The sequence below is a fragment of the Vibrio sp. 9-16B-A1 genome (assembly GCF_056726165.1).
Map to the genome: position 1 here is coordinate 54,909 of NZ_JBSDZD010000014.1, position 18,377 is coordinate 73,285.

Consider the following 18,377-nt stretch of genomic DNA (forward strand, 5'->3'; position numbering starts at 1 on the left):
CCACTGTTACGGGATAGCTTAGTTTCCAACGGCCTGAACTATCCGGATTTGTTTCTCATCCGGGATTTCCTGGTATGAGAGTACCCTCAGGTTAGGTATGGTGTTTTTCACAAACTTGGCAAGTGTGGTTCGCAATACACCTGACGTCAGTAACACCGCCGGTTCGCCTTTCAGTTCCTGATCGTGAGTCGCCTGACTCAGGGAGGCCTGAAGCCGTTCAGCCAGCCCGGGCTCAATGCCTGCGGACTCACCTCCTGACGCCTGCATGGTCTGATGCAAGATTTGTTCCAGCTCTGGAATCAAAGTTATCACAGGAAGCTCTGGCTCTATACCATTGATTTCCTGAACAATTAGTCGCTTAAGTGAAATACGGACAGCCGCGGTCAGGATGTCAGGTTCTTGACTCTTGCTCGCGTACTCCGACAGGGTTTGAACGATCGTGCGGATATCCCGAATTGGAATCGCTTCATTAAGCAGGTTCTGCAGCACTTTCACCACCACACCCAACTGCAGCTGATCCGGCACAAAAGACTCGACCAGTTTCGGTGAGCTTCGGCCCAGCATTTCCAGCAGATTCTGCACTTCTTCGTGGCCAATAAGCTGAGAGGCGTTGTTGGTCAGCAACTGACTCATGTGAGTCGCCAGCACCGTTGATGCATCTACCACTGTGTAGCCGAGCGCCTGAGCCGTTTCACGGTGATCATCGCTCACCCAGACCGCTTCCAGGCCAAATGCCGGATCAATCGTCGGTTCACCTTCCACCATGCCATAGACCTGGCCCGGGTTGATTGCCAGCTCTTTGTCCGCCCGTATTTCGGCTTCACCGACTGCGACGCCCATCAGGGTAATACGGTAGCTGTTTGGCGGCAGTTCCAGGTTATCCCGGATATGAACGGCCGGAATAAGAAAACCAAAGTCCTGCGACAGCTTTTTACGCACCCCCTTGACCCGCTCAAGCAGTTCACCACCCTGCTCACGGTCCACCAGCGGGATCAGGCGGTAACCCACTTCCAGGCCAATCACATCAACCGGCTGCACGTCATCCCAGGAGAGCTCTTTCTGCGCTACCGGCTCGGCATCGGTTTTGGCCGGAAGCTTGTTCGGATCGTCTTTATCCTTCTGCTTTTTAGTCATAAAGTAAGCACCGCCACCAGCCAGTGTTGCCAGAAGCAGGAAAGCAAAGTGTGGCATACCCGGAACAATACCCATCACACCCAGGATAGCCGCGGTGATCATCAGGGCTTTGGGGTTGTCGAACAGCTGGAAGACCACCTGTTCACCCATATCTTCATCGGTGTTCTGACGGGTCACCATGATCGCTGCGCCGATAGAGAGCAGCAGTGACGGGATCTGAGCAACCAGACCATCACCGATGGTCAGAAGGGTATAGATCTGCACCGCGTCCCCAAAACCGACATCATGCTGGATCATACCGATAGAAAGGCCACCGAGAATGTTGATAAACAGAATAAGGATACCGGCAATGGCATCCCCTTTTACGAACTTGGACGCACCATCCATCGAACCGTAGAAATCCGCTTCCTTGGTTACCTCAAAGCGGCGGGTACGCGCCTGCTCCTGGTCAATAAGACCGGCGTTCAGGTCAGCATCGATCGCCATCTGCTTACCTGGAAGGGCATCAAGGGTAAAGCGGGCACTTACTTCAGAAATACGGCCGGCACCTTTGGTAACCACCATGAAGTTGATGATCATCAGGATAAGGAACACCACCAGACCAACGGCGTAGTTACCACCTATCACCACGCTACCAAACGCTTCAATCACGTTACCGGCGGCGTTGCCCCCTTCGTGACCATACAGCAGTACCACACGGGTTGAAGCCACGTTCAGCGCCAGACGCAGCAGCGTCGCAATCAGCAGTACCGTCGGGAAAGCCGCAAAGTCGAGCGGACGGCGGGTATACACGGTGACCAGCAGCACCACCATCGCCAGCGCGATGTTGAAGGTAAACATCAAATCGAGCAGGAACGGCGGCATTGGCAATACCACCATTGCCAGGGTCGCAAGTACGGTTACCGGAGCACCAATCGCCGGCATCGAACGTCCGGGCAGTTTTGGCAGCTTATCCGCAAAAGGCAGGCTCAGTTTCATACGTCTTAAGTATCAGATTTATTGGGAGAAAATCACATTGGGCTTAATTATGCAATTTTTGAGCCCAATAGCGAGTCAAAAAAGTGGCGGGTGGGAAAGGCCCTGGGCACTGGGCACGCGGCGCTGGGCCAAGAGCCCAGAGCCCAGAGCCCAGAGCCCAGAGCCCAGAGCCCAGAGCCCGAAGTCTGATACCCCAGGCCATGTGTCAAGCCACACCTTGCCTTGAACATCATCTCTTACCCCGAACTCCGTTAGTACCTCATCTCCGGCGGGATCTGCATGTTCTCCGGTTTCAGGGTTGGACGTTCGCCTCCGCGGCGGCGGAACTGTTTAAGCTGGAAGACATAGGCGAGGACCTGAGCCACAGCAACGAACAGGCCGTCAGGGATTTCCTGTTCCAGCTCGGTGGTGTGGTAAAGAGCACGGGCCAAAGGCGGTGCCGGGACAACATAGATATCGTGTTCCCGGGCGATTTCACGGATTTTAAGCGCAATATGGTCGGTACCCTTGGCAACCACGATTGGTGCCCGGTCTTTTTTCTGGTCATAACGCAGCGCAACCGAGAAGTGTTCCGGGTTGGTGACGATAACATCTGCCTGGGGTACGTCTGCCATCATCCGGCGCTGGGCAGCTTCACGCTGGAGCATACGGATACGGCCTTTGACTTCCGGCTTACCTTCGGTCTCTTTGTATTCGTCCTTCACTTCCTGCTTGGTCATTTTCAGCTGGTTGGCGTGCTGCCAGATCTGGAACGGAATATCGATGGCGACCACTACCAGCAGTGAGCAACTGATCAGCAGGATGAAATTGAGCAAAATATCCAGTGCGTGAAAGATATTGGCCGGGAAAAGGTCCAGGCTGAGCTGAAACAGGTCTTCCCTGGCGGACTGAATAAGATAAAACGCCACCCCGGCCACCAGGATGACTTTTAAGATGGACTTGAGCAGCTCGACCCAACTCTGCAAACCAACCATACGTTTCAGGCCGGAGAGCGGGTTCATTTTCGACAGCTTGGGCATCGCTGCTTCGACAGAGAAGCTGATCCCGCCAACACCGGCAGCACCAATCAGCGCAGCGACAAACAGCGTCACCAGTATCATCAGCATTGGGAGCAGCAGGTGGAGCAGCGCTCCGGAAATAATATCGACAAGCTTGGCCGGGTCGAAAATTTCTTCACGGGTCAGGGAGAAGAAACGGGACATGATCACAAACAGACCGCGTGCGAGACCCTCGCCAAACATCATCAGCGATACCGATCCCACCACAAGCACTGAAACCGAAGCCAGCTCTTTTGAACGGGCGACCTGGCCTTTTTCACGCGCCTGTTTTAACCGCCTGGGCGTGGCGTCTTCTGTGCGTTCCTGACCGTCAGACTCAGCCAATCCTGCCTCCGATGTTTAGCGCCTGCTTCCTAGCAATTAAGCCGGATCAGACGACATATTTGTTCCTGTCCAACCTGCCAGTACAGGTCATAGTGAGCAAAAATACCCGCGATGATGTACCAGCAGAGCAAAAGACCCACCAACAGTGCAAATGCAAAGCCAAGCGAGAAAATGTTCAGCTGTGGTGCTGCCCTGGTCATCACACCGAACGACATGTTGATAGTCAGCAGCGCGATGATCCCCGACAGCGACATACTCAGCGCTGTCTTAAACATTATACCAAACCATTGTGCCAGCTCACGGTAATCCACCGTGTTGAGTGCCCCCTCTCCAATTGGCAGGGTACGAAAGCTCAGTACCACCAGCTGGATCATCTGCAGGTGCCCGTCGGTGGCGAGAAAAAACATGGTCGCAAGAAACATAAACAGCTGACCAAGCAAAGGGGTATTCTGTCCGTTAGCCGGATCCACCATAGATGCAAAACCCAGGCTCGACTGCATACCCAGGATCTGACCAAGAACAACAAACGTCTGGAGCATAAACTGGGTCACCATACCCATCGCCACACCAATCACCACCTGCTCAAACGTGGTAAGAAAACCGGCAAAGGAGAGCAGTTCAAGATTCTGAGGTACTGCAGGAAGCGCCGGCATCACAGCAAAAGTGATTGCCAGCCCCATATATAAACGGATCCGTGTGGAAACAAATCGTGCACCGGTTACGGTCATCACCATCAGCATGGCGGCAATGCGGGTATAGGGCCAGAAGTAATTGGCGATCCAATCCATGGCCAGGCTGGCAGGAAACTCCATAACCGCCCCTAATACAGTACCTGGGGCATGCGTTCAATCATGCCAAAGAAGAAGTCCATCAGCAGGGTCGTCATCCAGTGACCAAACAGCATCAGCGCCAGCAGGGTGACGATAAGACGTGGCAGAAAGCTCAGGGTTTGTTCGTTGATTGAGGTCGCGGCCTGAAAAATAGCGACTATCAGACCGATCATCAGGCTGGGGATGATAATGGCACACACCATGATCAGCACCATCCACAGCGCTTCACGAAACAGGTCAACAAACATTTCAGGTGTCATGGCGTCCCCTATATGGCAAAGCTGCCTGCCAGTGTGGACAGGATAAGGTTCCAGCCGTCGACCAGTACAAACAACATAAGTTTAAACGGCAGGGATACGATCATCGGTGAAAGCATCATCATACCCATGGCCATCAGTACCGATGCCACCACAAGGTCGATGATCAGAAACGGCAAAAACAGCATAAAGCCTATCTGAAACGCGGTCTTAAGCTCAGAGGTGATAAACGCCGGGATAAGCACGCTCATCGGCACGTCCTCCGGCGCAGTCACATCGCTTCCGGCGATGTTAACGAACGTCTCCAGGTCCTTAACCCGGGTCTGCTTGAGCATAAACTCTTTCATCGGTGCCTGCGCCAGGCTGAAAGCCTGTTTGGCCGTCACCTGTTCGTTCACATAAGGCTGTATCGCATCCTGATTCACCTTATCGATTACCGGCGACATAATAAAAAAGGTCAGAAAGATGGCGATGCCGATGATGACCTGGTTAGATGGTGTTTGCTGAAGACCCATGGCCTGACGCAAAATCGACATCACTACCACAATACGGGTGAATGAGGTCATCAGGATCACCATCGCCGGCAGGAAGCCAAGCAGGGTCATCAGTGCCAGGATCTGCAGGTTAATTGAGTAATCTTCACTGCCATCAGGATTTGTGGTCACCGTCAGTGCCGGAATACCGCTGCCCGGCGGACCGGACACCACCAGATTGCTGGCACCGGTATCGCTTTTCATTTCCTGAACTGTCACGCTTTCACTGCCCGCCGTTCCCGGCGGCACAGCGCCCGCCAGTGCTTCCTGAGCCAGCACAGACAGGGGGGTAAACAGCAGTAAAAACGCTGCCAAAAAGGCAGCGAAGTAGTTATTTTTTCTCATCTTTCTTCAATAATTGACCGAGTTGAGAAGCGAAAGGTGACGCACTGACGTCTCCTTCTTCGAGCGGTGTTTCCAGCTTAGCGAGCATATTGATCGACTGACCGGTGACACCGATAAGAAACTGCTCTTCGCCCGCCTGAACTACCATCAGCCGCTCTTTCGTGCCGACCGGAAGCTGACGAACCACTTTAAGTCCGCTCTGACCGCTCATCGCAGGCAGACGCATGCGCTTAAGCAGCCAGGCAAGAAACAGGATAAAAGCGATGACAAACAGCAACGACCCAAAGGTGGTTGCAAGGTCGATTTGACTGGCACTGGTGGCTGCCAGCGCAGGCAGGGGCAGCAGCCAGCACACCAAAATCCTTTTCATCACTTACCTTAGTTTCTTAATACGCTCTGTCTGGCTGATCACATCGGTAAGACGGATACCAAACTTATCGTTAACCACCACCACTTCGCCGTGGGCGATCAGGGTACCGTTGACCAGTACATCCAGCGATTCACCGGCAACGCGCTCCAGCTCTACCACTGAGCCCTGGTTAAGCTGCAGCAGGTTACGGATGCTGATCTGCGAACGGCCGACCTCCATCGAAATGGTGACCGGAATATCCATAATGGTATCGAGCTTACGGCGCTCATCATCACTGATAGGTGTCGATTCATCTCTCAGCTCTTCAAGCGGTGCGGCTTCCACCTCTTCAGCCTGGCTGGCTAACGGGTCTTCACCCAGGGCTGCCGCCCATTCGTCCGCCAGTTTTTGGTCATCACTTGGATCCATTTTGTCACCTATTCACGTCTGTATTCTGTCTGGTCCTCTTCCTCACCATCGAGTTCAGAAACCATGTCATTACTTAAAAAGGCCAGATCGGTCTTCACCACATCCGGACGTCTGATTTTCTCGGATACCTGGACCGCTATCTTCTCACCTGAACGGCCCATCTTCACCCGGTATGTTGGCAGCTCTTCCACAAACATAGTGGCATGCTCAGGCATTTCGATTGGGATAATATCGCCGGGCCGGAGCTCCATCAGATCCCGCAGGGAAATATCACGCTCAAGAAGGTTAACCCGGAAGTTAACCGGCACATCCATGATCTCTTCTTTAAGTGCCGTGCTCCAGCGAACGTCGGTTTCCATCTTGTCCGACTGCACACCGGCATCGAGCAGTTCACGAATAGGTTCGACCATGGAGTACGGCATCACCACGTGGAAATCACCACCGCCGCCGTCCACTTCAATATGGAAACTGCTGACCACGATCACTTCGGTCGGGCTGACGATGTTAGCCATACTCGGGTTCACTTCTGAATCCAGGTAATCAAACTCAACACCCATAACCGGAGACCAGGCTTCTTTGTAGTCCTCAAAGACGATTTTCAGCAGCAACTGAATGATCCGACGTTCAGTTGGAGTGAACTCCCGGCCTTCGATTTTGGCGTGGAAACGACCGTCACCACCGAAGAAGTTCTCCACCAGAATAAACACCAGCCTGGCTTCCATGGTTACCAGTGCGGTGCCTTTCAACGGGCGAAAACGTACCATGTTCAGACTGGTCGGCACGTACAGGGTGTTCTGATACTCACCGAACTTCATCATCTGTACGCCGTTGATAGAGACTTCCGCCGTCTTGCGCAGCATGTTAAACAGGCTGATACGCATGTGACGGGCGAAACGCTCGTTGATAAGCTCCAGGGTCGGCATCCGGCCCCGGACAATCCGGTCCTGAGAAGAGAAATCGAAACTGACGGCGTCCCCGGAGGAGGCCTCGACCTCGTCTATCTCATCTTCTTCGACGTCATCGACACCGTGCAACAACGCATCAATTTCGTCCTGGCTTAATAGATCCGTCACGTTATCCCTATTGCATTACAAAGTCGGTAAACAATACTTTCTCAATTACGGGCTGGCCGACCAGTTCGGTCAGTGCAGCCTTAATATCTTCCGTCGCCTGATCGCGCAGTTTGGTCCGGCCCATCGGGCTTCGCAGCTGATCCACAGTCGCCACGCCAAATGTCGCCAGCAGGGTACTTTCGATCAGCGGAGAGTGATGTCGGGCCAGTTGTTCATTTTCCGAACCGCGGACCATCAGCTGTACTTTTATCTGTACCATGCGGTCGCGCTTATCGTCGCTGGCGTTAAACAGAAATGGCTGGGCAATGTTCACATAAGATGCCGGTGCGACCACCGGTATCGCTGCCACGTCTTCCACTACCGGCTCTTCATCGCCGGAGCCAAGCAGGAAGAATGCCGCTCCGCCGCCTACCGCCATCAGCACGACCAGTGCCACGACGATAATAATGAGTTTCTTTTTTCCACCTGCCGCTTCGGTTTCCGGGGTTTGCTCGTCAGCCATAACCTTCTCTGTCTGTTTTATTCTTCAATGGGTTAATCTTAAGCGTAAAAACTGATTCCATCACGTTTGGATGCCACATCCACATTCACTTCCGTGACGTCGTCTGCATTCAGCCCGTCTTCAGCATCAAAAATGCCGCCCTGCCCCTTACCGGAACCCTCTTGCCCCGCAAGATACTGACTTTGTTGCTGTTGTCCTGCATTTTGCTGCTGAACGGACGTATCTGCAAGCTGTAAACCCTGCTGAGCCAACATTTCCCTTAATCTGGGCATTGCCTGTTCAACCATATCCCGGGTTTGCTGGCTGGCCACGGTAAACTGCACCGAAGCGGTATCATTGTGCATAGTCATCCGGATGTGCAGTCTGCCCAGCTCTGGCGGGTCGAGGCGAATATCTACATTTTTAAGGTTTTTGGACATCATCATCTGAACCCGCTCTGCCAGCTGCTCACCGGCCATTTCGCGATTCAGGGTTAACGGAGGCTGACTCGCCGCCTGAGCCTGAGGTCCTTCAGCACGAAGCTGAGCCGTTCCCTGCTGACCGGCAGCGGCGGCGATTTGATGAGCAAATTCGGCTTTCTCTCCGCCCGGCTCATGGGATGACTTGTCCCTGCCACCCGCAAGAGCTGCTACTGCCGCTGCGCCGGCTGCCGCGCCATGCACCGCTTTAGCCGATGCGGCGCTGGCTTCAGGATGCAGCATGGCGGCAGGTGCTCCGGCGGCGGCCAGAGAGTTCGCAGCCTGACCCGCAGCAAATGCAGAACTAGCACCACCGGCAACAGCCTGCTCTGCACCACTCAGCGCTGCCTTATCTGCCGGCATAGAAGCCGACACCGGATTGTTAAGCTGAGCGGCCATACCCGCCCCGGCAAGAGCTGCTGCGGTTTTTGCCACAACCGGATCTTTGGCTCCGGCGGCAAGCTGCTCAGTCACAGGCTGATTTTGCGCGCCAACACTGCTCCACATAGGTTCGACATAATCGTGTTCACTCAGGGCATCCGGATCCGGCTGACTCTGCTCGAGCTGCCCGCTGGCCGCTACGGCCACTCCGGCACCTGCTCCGGCGGCAACAACGTTGCCATCAATATCTGTCTGTTGCGCGTTAACATCCTGAAACCGGGTTGCAAGCTCAGTCTGGGCATCTCCGGCCGGAGCTGCCTGTGACTTCCATTCAATCACCTGAGACTCTGTGTTTTCAATCCCCTGCTGTGATTCAGATCCGGCTGCGGCAAGCGCAGCACCCGAACCAGCGGCCACCAGTGCCACTTCATCCGCGGCGCCAGCTCCAGAAGCAGGCATTCCGGCCTGAGCGTTAACCGAAACTTCCGCCTGCAGTTCAGCCGTTTTCAGGGTATCCTCCGGGCCCGGTTTGCCCGCCATTGCCGCACCGGCAACGGCGCCAGAGCCCGCTGCTGCCCAGTCAATATTCTCTTTACCACCAGGACTGTCTTTCACGCCCTGCACAGTCTGTATCTCTGATGAAGTGTCACCACTGGTCTGCAACTTTTCTCCATCCGGCTTTTCACCGGATTTTTGCAACTGTTTTGCTGCCAATGAAGCGCCAGCGCCGGCAACAACGGCCTGCTCACCATCTGTCAGCGCACTTTCCGGAGACCCGGGCTTGAGAGTCTGATTGGCCTGATCCAGCCTGCCGAGCAGTTCACTGCTCTCATCCATAGCCTGATCGGCCTGAACTCTTCCATCTGCCGGTGTCTGCGCCGTTTCGTCAGATGGCAGAGCCTTGCCGTCTTCGGCAACCTCACCGCCCCCCTGCTCCAGCAACGCTTTGGTCGACTCCTCACTGCCTTCTTCGGCCGCCACCTCTGCGTCCACGTCAACTGCCTTATCAGCACCTTCTGCCGGAGCAGCCTTTTCAGCGCCCTCTGCAGACTCCGCCGGGCTGGCTTCTTTACCGGAGAAAGCGGACTTAAGCGCATCAATAAACCCTTCTGATTCAGAGCCTTGCTTTGCAGACGAGCTGGATTTTCCCATCAGGGGGGAGGATTTTGAGACTTCAGAAACCGCTAATGATTGTTGACCCATAACCTGTTCTCACTGTTGCCGTGTCCGACACGGAAGCCTGGATACCAGACCCGGGTGTTGTACCTGAAGGCGCTGGCTGACTATCGTTTGCCACAAATTGTGCAATTATCACAGCAATAGTCCATGCAATAATCAGACCAAATTTGGTTTTACAGTATGGCTCAGCGCATACGGCGGGCGTATTGCAGGGTAGCAAACTCATCATTGAGCTTCTGTTCCTGCTTCTCTTCCCGGAGGCGCTTTTCTTCGGCTTTTTTCTCCAGCATCCACTCGTAAGAGCGGCGCTGTTTACGCTGGTTAAGCCAGAACTCCTGGCAGTTATCAACCTGCTCTTTGAAATGGCTCTCAGCCTGCTTTTGTTTGGAAAGGGTTTCATCGAGCTGGGTAAGGAAGCGGTTAAGGTGACCGTACTGACTGGCAGTCAGACCCGCCATTCCGCGCTCGACCAGCTGATTACAATAATCGAGACGATACTGCTCGATCTGCTTCAGCTGCTGGTAGTAGTTGTCCAGCTCTGCCCTGGCCTTGTTAAGCGCGAGCACAGCCTGAGATTCGTGTTCTTTTGCCTGTTCCAGCAGAAATTCCAGTGCGTTCTCCATGCCTTATCCCACTTATTGAGCCGGCTGCATGATGCTTTTCAGCATGTTGACACACATGTCATACGGTACCGAGTCACCCATCATCTGCTGGGAGAACATATCCAGCTTAGGCTTAAGGGTGAAAGCAGCATCAATGGCAGGATCACTGCCAGGCTTATACGCGCCAATGGAAACCAGGTCCTGGTTTTTACGACACAGTGACAGCACCTGACGGACACCTTTGGCCATCAGCATGTGCTCGTCGGTTACGATCTGTGGCATTACCCGGCTGACCGATTTCTCAACATCAATCGCAGGGTAATGACCGGCATCCGCCAGTTCACGCGACAGCACAATATGGCCATCGAGAATTGCCCGCGAGGCATCGGCAATCGGGTCCTGAAGGTCATCCCCTTCAGTAAGAACGGTAAAGAATGCGGTAATTGAGCCCTGATCCGGCCCGCCGTTACCGGCGCGCTCCACCAGCGCAGGAAGCTTGGCAAACACTGACGGCGGGTAACCTTTGGTCGCCGGTGGTTCGCCGACCGACAGGGCGATTTCACGCTGAGCCTGAGCAAAACGGGTCAGTGAATCCATCAACAACAGGACATCAAGCCCCTGATCACGGAAATACTCCGCGATAGTCAGCGCGGTCTGACAACCTTTGAGACGCATCAGGGGTGAAGCGTCGGCCGGAGCTGCGACCACGACAGAACGCTGGCGACCTTCAGTCCCCAGGATCTCTTCAATAAATTCCTTAACTTCGCGTCCCCGTTCACCAATCAGTCCAACCACGACTACCTGAGCTGTAGTGCCGCGGGTCATCATGCCAAGTGTGACCGATTTACCCACACCTGAACCGGCAAACAGGCCGATACGCTGGCCTTTACCCACGGTAAGCAGGCCATTAACCGCCTTCAGACCAACATCAAGCGGTTCAGAAATGGGTTTACGCGCCAGCGGATTGATAGGATCAGCACTGAATTTGGCCCGCTGAGCGGTATAGATTTCACCAAGGCCATCGATAGGATTACCGGTGCCGTCTATCACCCGCCCCAGCAGTTCCATGCCAACCGGCAGGCCGCTTTCTGCGGTGATAGGAGTGACTTTAGCACCAGGCAAAATACCGGCGATCTGCTCGCTCGGCATAAGATAAAGGTTATCGCCGGAGAAACCGACCACTTCGGCTTCCATCTCACCACTGAGGGTTTCCACCCGGCAGAGACTGCCGATAGGGGCGCGGCATCCGGTGGCTTCAAGGGTCAGACCGACCACGCGCACCAGTTTACCCGAGGCGATCGCTTTGGTGGTGATCCCCTGGGTTTTGTAATTCGCAAGACGGGTTTCAAGAGCCAGCATCAGTCACCTCTCTGGTGGCGGTTAGCCGCACAGAAAGTCTCCAGCACACTGCGGATCCGCTCTTCCATTTTATAACTGACCGAGGACTCCCCGGCTTCGAGGTGCACATCCCCCCGGTTGAGTGACGGTTCAGACATCAGGGTCCAGTTACGGCAATCCAGATCCTTCTCGCCATAGGCAGAACGAACGATCTGCTCATCTTCCGGGTTGAGTTTGATGGTGATCGCATGGCCAGCTACCGGCAGAGCTTCTACACACTCCCGCACGGTATCCAAAACCACCTGAGGATTAGTCTGTACTTCAATATGCACCACTTCTTTGGTGAGGTGCAGTACCATGTCCACCAGCTGACGCTCTACCTGAGCATTCATCAGCTCCAGTGGCTGGGCAAACTGATTGGCCAGCGCCATAAAGTGTTCGACCTGCTGCTGGATAAACTCCTGACCGGCAGCGACGCCTTCAGCTTTACCGGCTTCCAGGCCTTCAGCATGACCGGCAGCGAGCCCTTCCTCTTTGCCTTTGTCATAGCCCTGTTTGTAGCCCGCTTCCTGGCCAGAAATCATGCCTTCCTGATATGCCGCCTGACGGATCTCTTCGATCTCTTCAGCAGTCAGCGGCTGAGGCTCTTCCTCTTCCGGCTCATCAAAGCTGGGTACCCAGGACGGGTCATACTTAAGCGCGGTTTCCCGCGCTGCCGGCTGGCTTTCAGAGGTGTAGTCCGGCAGACCCCAGGTATGAGCTTCTGCTACGGTTTCGTCCTCTTCCGGCCGTAAAAATCCGCGTTTTCTTTCTAAGGACATCGTACTACCCCTGAACCATGATTACAGGAACTCGTCCGCACCACCGGAGAGCATGATCTCGCCGTTGTCGGCCAGTCTTCGGGCCACAGCCAGAATTTCTTTCTGGGCTGCTTCCACGTCGGCAACCCGTACCGGAGGCATCGCCTCGATATCGTCGCGCATCATATCGGCAGCACGCTTGGACATATTCTTGTAGATCTTCTCCTGCAGAGAATCGTCGGCACCCTTGAGGGCTTTTTGCAGCACATCCTGCGGAACGTCGCGCAGCAGTTTCTGGATACCTTGGTCGTCTACCTCGATCAGGTTCTCGAATACGAACATCAGATCCTGGATCTGGGTCGCCATATCTTCGTCCTGCTCGCGAATCTGATCCATCAGCACGCCTTCGATACTGTTGTCCAAGAAGTTCATGATCTCAGCCGCAGCCTTAGTACCACCAATCTTGGCAGCCTGAGCACCAGCCTGACCAGCGAACTGTTTCTCCATGATCTCATTCAGCTCAGCCAGTGCAGATGGCTGAACCTCTTCCAGATTCGCAATACGCATCATCAGGTCAAGACGCACTCGCTCAGGGAACTGAGACAGAATTTCGGCTGACTGATCCGCTTCCAGGTAAGACAACACGATGGTCTGGATCTGCGGGTGTTCGTTAATGATAATGCTGGCCACCTGACGGGGATCCATCCACTTAAGGGAATCCAGGCCTTTGGAGCCGGTACCCAGCAGGATCTGATCCACCAGGTTATTCGCTTTATCTTCACCCAGCGCAGCCACCAGGGCATTACGCATAAAGTCTTCGCTGCCCATACCGATGTTGGTGTATTTCTGGATATCTTCCAGAAATGCGCGGTGTACCACGGCGACTTTATCTGAACTCAAATCCGCCGCACGGGCCATGGCACTGCCCACCCGCTGAACCTGCTTGGGTTCAAGGTGGCGGATAATGCCCGCAGCATCAGATTCGTTCAGGCTCAGCAGCAGGATCGCAGCACGCTCTTCACCCGGGATTTCCGAAATATCAAGGTCGGTTCCGTTTTCGCCGTTACCGTTTTCGGTGGTTGTCAGTTCGTTAGCCATCGGTCACCCAATTCTTCACAACTTGTGCCGCCAGTTCAGGTTCGTTAGCCACCAGGGCACGAACCGCTTTCAGCACATCTTCGTCTTTATGCAGGTTTGGCAGGTCAATGCCTGAACCAAACTCGAAGGTTTCACCCACATCAATATCACTGCCGATCAGGCTGGTATCGCCGTCAGCGGCCAGCGGCAGGCCATCAGAGCCATATTCGCCTTCTTCATCTTCAGTGTGTGGATTAAGCAGTTTCTTCATCGCCGGACGAACCAGGATCATAATGATAGCGATGATCACCAGCGCACTTGCCAGCCAGCGGATCCAGTCGTTGAAGTTCGGATGCTCCCAGATTGGCACATCTGCAACCGTCTCCTGCACCGGTTCAGCAAACTTCATGCTGATCACGTTAAGCAGGTCACCACGGGCATCGTTAAAGCCGACCGCACCCACCAGTACCGATCGAATCGCATCCACTTCGGCCTGGGCCAGTGGCTGATAGGTCACTTCACCTGTCTCCGGGTTCACTACCGGTTTATCTTTGATAGCGACCGAAACAGTCTGGCGATTCACCACGCCGGTCTGCCTGCGCTCATGGCTGATGGTGGTATCCAGCTCAAAGTTACGGGTCGCTTCTTTGTGCACCGAACCCTGACCCAGCACCGAACCATCTTTCATCTGTTTAACATCTTCCGGAATAGACGCATCTGCCGGTGGCTGATTACTCAGCGCACCCGGAACGCCGGCGACTACATTACCGTTATTATAGTCTTCCAGGGTGTATTCACTGCGGGTGGCAGGAGTATTCGGGTCAAACTTTTTACGGGTCTGCTCGATGGCGCTGAAATCCAGCTCGATATCAACCTGTGCGGTGTAGTTACCAATACCCAGAATCGGGATCAGTACCGAGTCAATTTTTTCACGCAGCGCCTGCTCCTGACGGCGCTCCAGCTCATGCTCTTTGCGGCGGGCGGTCGCCATCGGATCCTGTGAACCAGAGCTCAGCAGGCGGCCAAACTGATCGGTCACCGTCACACGGGTCGGTTTCATACCCGGTACGGCGCTCGCAACCATATCGACGATGGAGTCGACCTCTTCCTGGTTAAGCGTTTTACCGGTTGCAACAGTCAGAAAAACAGTGGCTGAGGCTTCCTGGTTATGACGGACAAACACACTCTGCTTTGGCAGAGCCAGCAGTACCTGAGCCTTCCGCACCAGGCGGATTTGCTCGATGGCCTGCGCCAGCTGACGTTCCCGGCTCAGTTTCAGACGCTCCTGCTCCAGGCGCTGGGAAACGCCAAAGCCCATGTCATTAAGCAGAATATCGTCACCAGCCGGATCATTCTGATTCAGGCCCGCGCGGGTCATGTTGAGTTTGATGGTGTTGTAGTCACTGACCGGAACACGGATAGTGTTTCCTTCCAGTTTGTATTCGATTTTTTGCTGGTCCAAATGATCAAGGACGGTGATCAGCTCTGCGGTTTCATAGGTGCCAAGCGGGCGCAACTCCGGCTCTTTTACCCAGAAGAACACCATCACGATAAGCGCCACACAGATAGAGATGGCGACCACCAGAACCACCTGACGAAGCAGGTCCAGGTCACCCATGGCGACGTCAAACTTCGATGAGCTTTTCTCGTCCAGATCCAGGTTCTGGTTATCTGTATCTAAGTCTGTGCTCAGACCGGTCTCGCCGTTCATGCCACCGTTGGCCACGGCCAGATCTGTTGATTGAGTTTCTTCTGCCACGATCTGCTACCTGAGTTATACCGGCATGTTCATCAGCTCTTTGTAAGCTTCTACCAGCTTATTGCGGACTTGAATGGTGGCTTCAAAGGCCACACTGGATTTATTACGGGCGATCATCACATCCGACAGTGAGACGTTTGGATCGCCCTGGTCAAAACGGGTTGCCAGGGTGCTGGATTGTTTCTGCAGTGCATTAACGTTGTTAATCGCCTGATTGAGCAGATTGCCAAAGTCGGCATTGACCTGAGCGCCGGTCGCCTGCTGGCGGCCATTTGTCGCTTCCAGCATCATCGCCTGCATTTCCTGCTGTAATCCACCAACTTTCATCACTACCCCAAAGTCAAAATATTGACCTGCTAAATTAACCCTGATTTATATAAAGCAATTAGTATGCCATGCCAAGAATACCAGTAATTCCGGGGCTTAGTTAGGGATTTCTATCCCTGCATCACGCATTTTTGCCAACTTGTAGCGAAGGGTACGCGGACTGATGCCCAGTTTCTCTGCCATCTCCTTCCGGCGGCCATTACACTCGGTCATGGTATCGAGAATGATCGCATACTCCTGCTCCCGCAGCTCCGAGCCCAGACCTTCCCCACCAAACACCAGTTTACCAGTGTCATCAGCCATTTCTGCTACAGGCGCGATGTCAGGGACCGCCACCGCCGGAGCCACCGCTGACTGCAGACTGCTGACGTCCTGCCAGTCCACGCCTTCCAGCAGAATATGCTCAGCGTCAATATTCTGTTGCTCACTGAGGATCAGCGCGCGCTGCACGACATTATCCAGCTCACGCACGTTACCCGGCCACGGATAATGTGACAGCTTGGTCAGGGCACTGCTGCTCAGCTCGGGTACCGGCAGGCCGAGTTTTTTACAGTGACGGCCCACCAGGTGCCTCGCCAGCGGCTCTATATCACCCGGGCGTTCACACAATGGCGGCCAGGCGATTGGAAATACATTCAAACGGTAGTAAAGGTCTTCACGGAAGCTGCCTTCTGCCACGTACTGCTTGAGGTCACGGTTACTGGTCGCCAGCACGCGCACATCGAGTTTAATACTCTTGCGGCTGCCAAGACGTTCCACTTCACGCTCCTGAAGCACACGCAGCAGCTTGGCCTGCAGATTCAGATCCATCTCACTGATCTCATCGAGCAAAATGGTACCGCCCTGAGCCTGTTCAAACTTACCCGGGCAGGCCTGTACCGCACCGGTGAAAGCGCCTTTTTCGTAACCAAACAGGGTCGCTTCCAGCATGTTATCCGGAATGGCGGCACAGTTGATCGCCACAAACGGGCCGTCCTTGCGCAGCGAAGCATTATGGATGTAACGGGACATCACCTCTTTACCACTGCCGCTCGGGCCGAGCACCATGACGCTGGCGTCGGTTTTGGCGACTTTGTCCGCCAGTGCCAGCAACTGAATACTTTTCGGGTCTGCGACGATCGCATCACCGCTGTCTTCCGACTTCACCGGCGCGTAGCGGCTGACCATGTTGAGCAGGACTTCCGGCGCAAAAGGTTTGGCCATGTAGTCGATGGCGCCCTCTTTCATCGCAGACACAGCGTCTTCAATATTGGCGTACGCCGTCATCAGCAGAACCGGCAGGTTTGGCCAGTGCTGACGGATATTACGCAGCAGCGCAAGGCCACCCATACCGGCCATCTGCACGTCAGAAATCACGATATCGACTTCCTGCGCTTTAAGGATCAACAGCGCCTGCTCGGCGCAGTCAGCTTCAACCCAGTCATATCCAGCTAAGGCTAAAGTATCTACCAATGCTTCACGCAGGCCTTCGTCATCCTCTACGATTAACACTTTGCTTTGGGCCATCATTCTTCTCCAGAGTTTTGGGTTGCCAGCGGCAGGCAGACGGTGAAACACGCACCATCGCCCGGCTCAGAGAGCAGTTCCAGGCGCCCCTTATGGGCGCGGGCGACCATTTGCACTACCGCAAGACCAAGGCCGGTGCCCTGAGAACGGGTAGTGAAAAAGGGTTCTAAAATCTTTTGCTGCAGCTCGGGTGGTACACCCGGGCCACTATCCTGTACCGAAATTTTGAGTTCCTGCCCGACTACGCGGGCGAACACGTCGATCTGGCTCTGCTTCCCGGCGATCTGAATCGCATTGATCACCAGGTTACTCAGTGCAGAAGCCACCGCGTTGGCGTTACCCATCAGGGCAGCATCCTGGTCTTCAACTTCCAGGCAGTAATCGATTTGATTGTTCTTAAGCGCCGCTTCCACCATCGGCTGAAACTCATCCATCAATCCCTGACAGGTGAACGGCTTAACCACTTTATTGTCACCGCCTTTGGCGAACAGCAGCATGTCATTCACCTGCTTCTCCAGGTCGTGCAGCCGGTCCATCAGTTTGGTCTGAAAGCGTTCACGGGTTGGCTGATTAAGGCTTGGGGAGGACAGGTTGGACGCATACAGCATTGCACTCGACAATGGCGTACGAACCTGATGCGCCAGTGACGCCACCATACGACCGAGCGATGACAATCGCTGCAGGTCACTGACCCTGGCCTGAAGCAGGCGGGTTTCGGTCAGGTCGGTGATCAGAATAAGCTGGCCGGTGGATGAAGCTGAAATAGCCAGACGCACCTTACGTCCGTTGCGCAGCGAGATTTCATGACCATCATCCTCCTGAGGTGCAAAAGCCGCCTGGATCACTTCGAACCAGCGCTGACCCAGCAGGGACACTTCCAGAAGGCGCTCCGCCTCCGGGTTCGCTTCCACAACTTCCCCCTGGGTATTAAGCAGGATCACACCTGCCGGCATCACATCCAGCACCTGCTTATAACGGCTTACCTGGTCTTCCAGGCTGCCCAGCAATGGATTTTGGTCTTGTAGTTCACTCACTGACATGACAGGTTTCCGACAATCAATATAACAATAGCCTGATATGCATTTTGCATGCCAGGCCATTTACCAAATAAATTCAACAAGTTATATCAGATTGACTT

Annotated in this window: 18 protein-coding genes; all 18 read right to left on the minus strand. The window is 54.4% G+C overall.

All coding sequences use genetic code 11. The annotated features are described in order from the left end of the window. Nucleotides 1–18: 18 nt before the first annotated feature. Entirely contained in the window at nucleotides 19–2,112 is a 2,094-nt protein-coding gene (flhA, locus tag ACVB80_RS19610) for a flagellar biosynthesis protein FlhA (RefSeq protein ID WP_481082972.1), read from the minus strand. A gap of 251 nt (nucleotides 2,113–2,363) precedes the next feature. Then, complete coding sequence (gene flhB / locus ACVB80_RS19615) at nucleotides 2,364–3,494, minus strand: flagellar biosynthesis protein FlhB (protein ID WP_481082973.1); 1,131 nt, start codon at nucleotides 3,492–3,494, stop codon at nucleotides 2,364–2,366. A gap of 29 nt (nucleotides 3,495–3,523) precedes the next feature. Continuing rightward, nucleotides 3,524–4,306, minus strand: coding sequence for a flagellar biosynthetic protein FliR (gene fliR / locus ACVB80_RS19620; protein WP_481082974.1), 783 nt, complete (start codon nucleotides 4,304–4,306; stop codon nucleotides 3,524–3,526). Between the two features lie 8 nt (nucleotides 4,307–4,314). Further along, nucleotides 4,315–4,584: a flagellar biosynthesis protein FliQ gene (fliQ, locus tag ACVB80_RS19625; RefSeq protein WP_481082975.1), complete on the minus strand. Its 270-nt coding sequence runs from the start codon at nucleotides 4,582–4,584 to the stop codon at nucleotides 4,315–4,317. 8 nt (nucleotides 4,585–4,592) lie between these two features. Further along, on the minus strand, nucleotides 4,593–5,459 hold the full coding sequence (fliP, locus tag ACVB80_RS19630; protein WP_481082976.1) for a flagellar type III secretion system pore protein FliP: 867 nt from the start codon (nucleotides 5,457–5,459) through the stop codon (nucleotides 4,593–4,595). After that, a complete protein-coding gene (gene fliO / locus ACVB80_RS19635) occupies nucleotides 5,446–5,829 on the minus strand; it encodes a flagellar biosynthetic protein FliO (protein ID WP_481082977.1) in 384 nt (127 codons plus the stop codon). Before fliO ends, fliP begins: the two co-directional genes overlap by 14 nt. A 3-nt stretch (nucleotides 5,830–5,832) precedes the next feature. Continuing rightward, nucleotides 5,833–6,237, minus strand: a complete 405-nt coding sequence (fliN, locus tag ACVB80_RS19640) for a flagellar motor switch protein FliN (protein ID WP_481082978.1) — start codon at nucleotides 6,235–6,237, stop codon at nucleotides 5,833–5,835. 8 nt (nucleotides 6,238–6,245) lie between these two features. Next, the gene (fliM, locus tag ACVB80_RS19645; protein WP_481082979.1) at nucleotides 6,246–7,310 is read right to left on the minus strand and encodes a flagellar motor switch protein FliM; all 1,065 of its coding nucleotides are present in this window, start codon (nucleotides 7,308–7,310) and stop codon (nucleotides 6,246–6,248) included. A 7-nt stretch (nucleotides 7,311–7,317) separates the two neighbouring features. Next, entirely contained in the window at nucleotides 7,318–7,812 is a 495-nt protein-coding gene (fliL, locus tag ACVB80_RS19650) for a flagellar basal body-associated protein FliL (protein WP_481082980.1), read from the minus strand. Nucleotides 7,813–7,850: 38 nt separating this feature from the next. Then, nucleotides 7,851–9,854, minus strand: a complete 2,004-nt coding sequence (locus ACVB80_RS19655) for a flagellar hook-length control protein FliK (protein ID WP_481082981.1) — start codon at nucleotides 9,852–9,854, stop codon at nucleotides 7,851–7,853. Nucleotides 9,855–10,015: 161 nt separating this feature from the next. Then, on the minus strand, nucleotides 10,016–10,453 hold the full coding sequence (gene fliJ / locus ACVB80_RS19660; RefSeq protein WP_481082982.1) for a flagellar export protein FliJ: 438 nt from the start codon (nucleotides 10,451–10,453) through the stop codon (nucleotides 10,016–10,018). A 12-nt stretch (nucleotides 10,454–10,465) separates the two neighbouring features. Further along, nucleotides 10,466–11,791: a flagellar protein export ATPase FliI gene (fliI, locus tag ACVB80_RS19665; RefSeq protein ID WP_481082983.1), complete on the minus strand. Its 1,326-nt coding sequence runs from the start codon at nucleotides 11,789–11,791 to the stop codon at nucleotides 10,466–10,468. Beyond that, entirely contained in the window at nucleotides 11,791–12,591 is an 801-nt protein-coding gene (gene fliH / locus ACVB80_RS19670) for a flagellar assembly protein FliH (protein WP_481082984.1), read from the minus strand. The genes fliI and fliH overlap by 1 nt, the downstream gene beginning before the upstream one ends. A 21-nt stretch (nucleotides 12,592–12,612) precedes the next feature. Next, nucleotides 12,613–13,668 carry a flagellar motor switch protein FliG gene (gene fliG / locus ACVB80_RS19675; RefSeq protein ID WP_481082985.1) on the minus strand — a complete coding sequence of 352 codons (1,056 nt, stop codon included), beginning with the start codon at nucleotides 13,666–13,668 and terminating at the stop codon, nucleotides 12,613–12,615. After that, nucleotides 13,661–15,406: a flagellar basal-body MS-ring/collar protein FliF gene (gene fliF, locus ACVB80_RS19680; RefSeq protein ID WP_481082986.1), complete on the minus strand. Its 1,746-nt coding sequence runs from the start codon at nucleotides 15,404–15,406 to the stop codon at nucleotides 13,661–13,663. The genes fliG and fliF overlap by 8 nt, the downstream gene beginning before the upstream one ends. A gap of 15 nt (nucleotides 15,407–15,421) precedes the next feature. Further along, nucleotides 15,422–15,733 carry a flagellar hook-basal body complex protein FliE gene (gene fliE, locus ACVB80_RS19685; RefSeq protein WP_481082987.1) on the minus strand — a complete coding sequence of 104 codons (312 nt, stop codon included), beginning with the start codon at nucleotides 15,731–15,733 and terminating at the stop codon, nucleotides 15,422–15,424. Nucleotides 15,734–15,829: 96 nt separating this feature from the next. Continuing rightward, complete coding sequence (locus tag ACVB80_RS19690) at nucleotides 15,830–17,239, minus strand: sigma-54-dependent transcriptional regulator (RefSeq protein WP_481082988.1); 1,410 nt, start codon at nucleotides 17,237–17,239, stop codon at nucleotides 15,830–15,832. Then, nucleotides 17,239–18,279, minus strand: a complete 1,041-nt coding sequence (locus tag ACVB80_RS19695) for a sensor histidine kinase (protein WP_481082989.1) — start codon at nucleotides 18,277–18,279, stop codon at nucleotides 17,239–17,241. The genes ACVB80_RS19690 and ACVB80_RS19695 overlap by 1 nt, the downstream gene beginning before the upstream one ends. Nucleotides 18,280–18,377 lie beyond the last annotated feature (98 nt).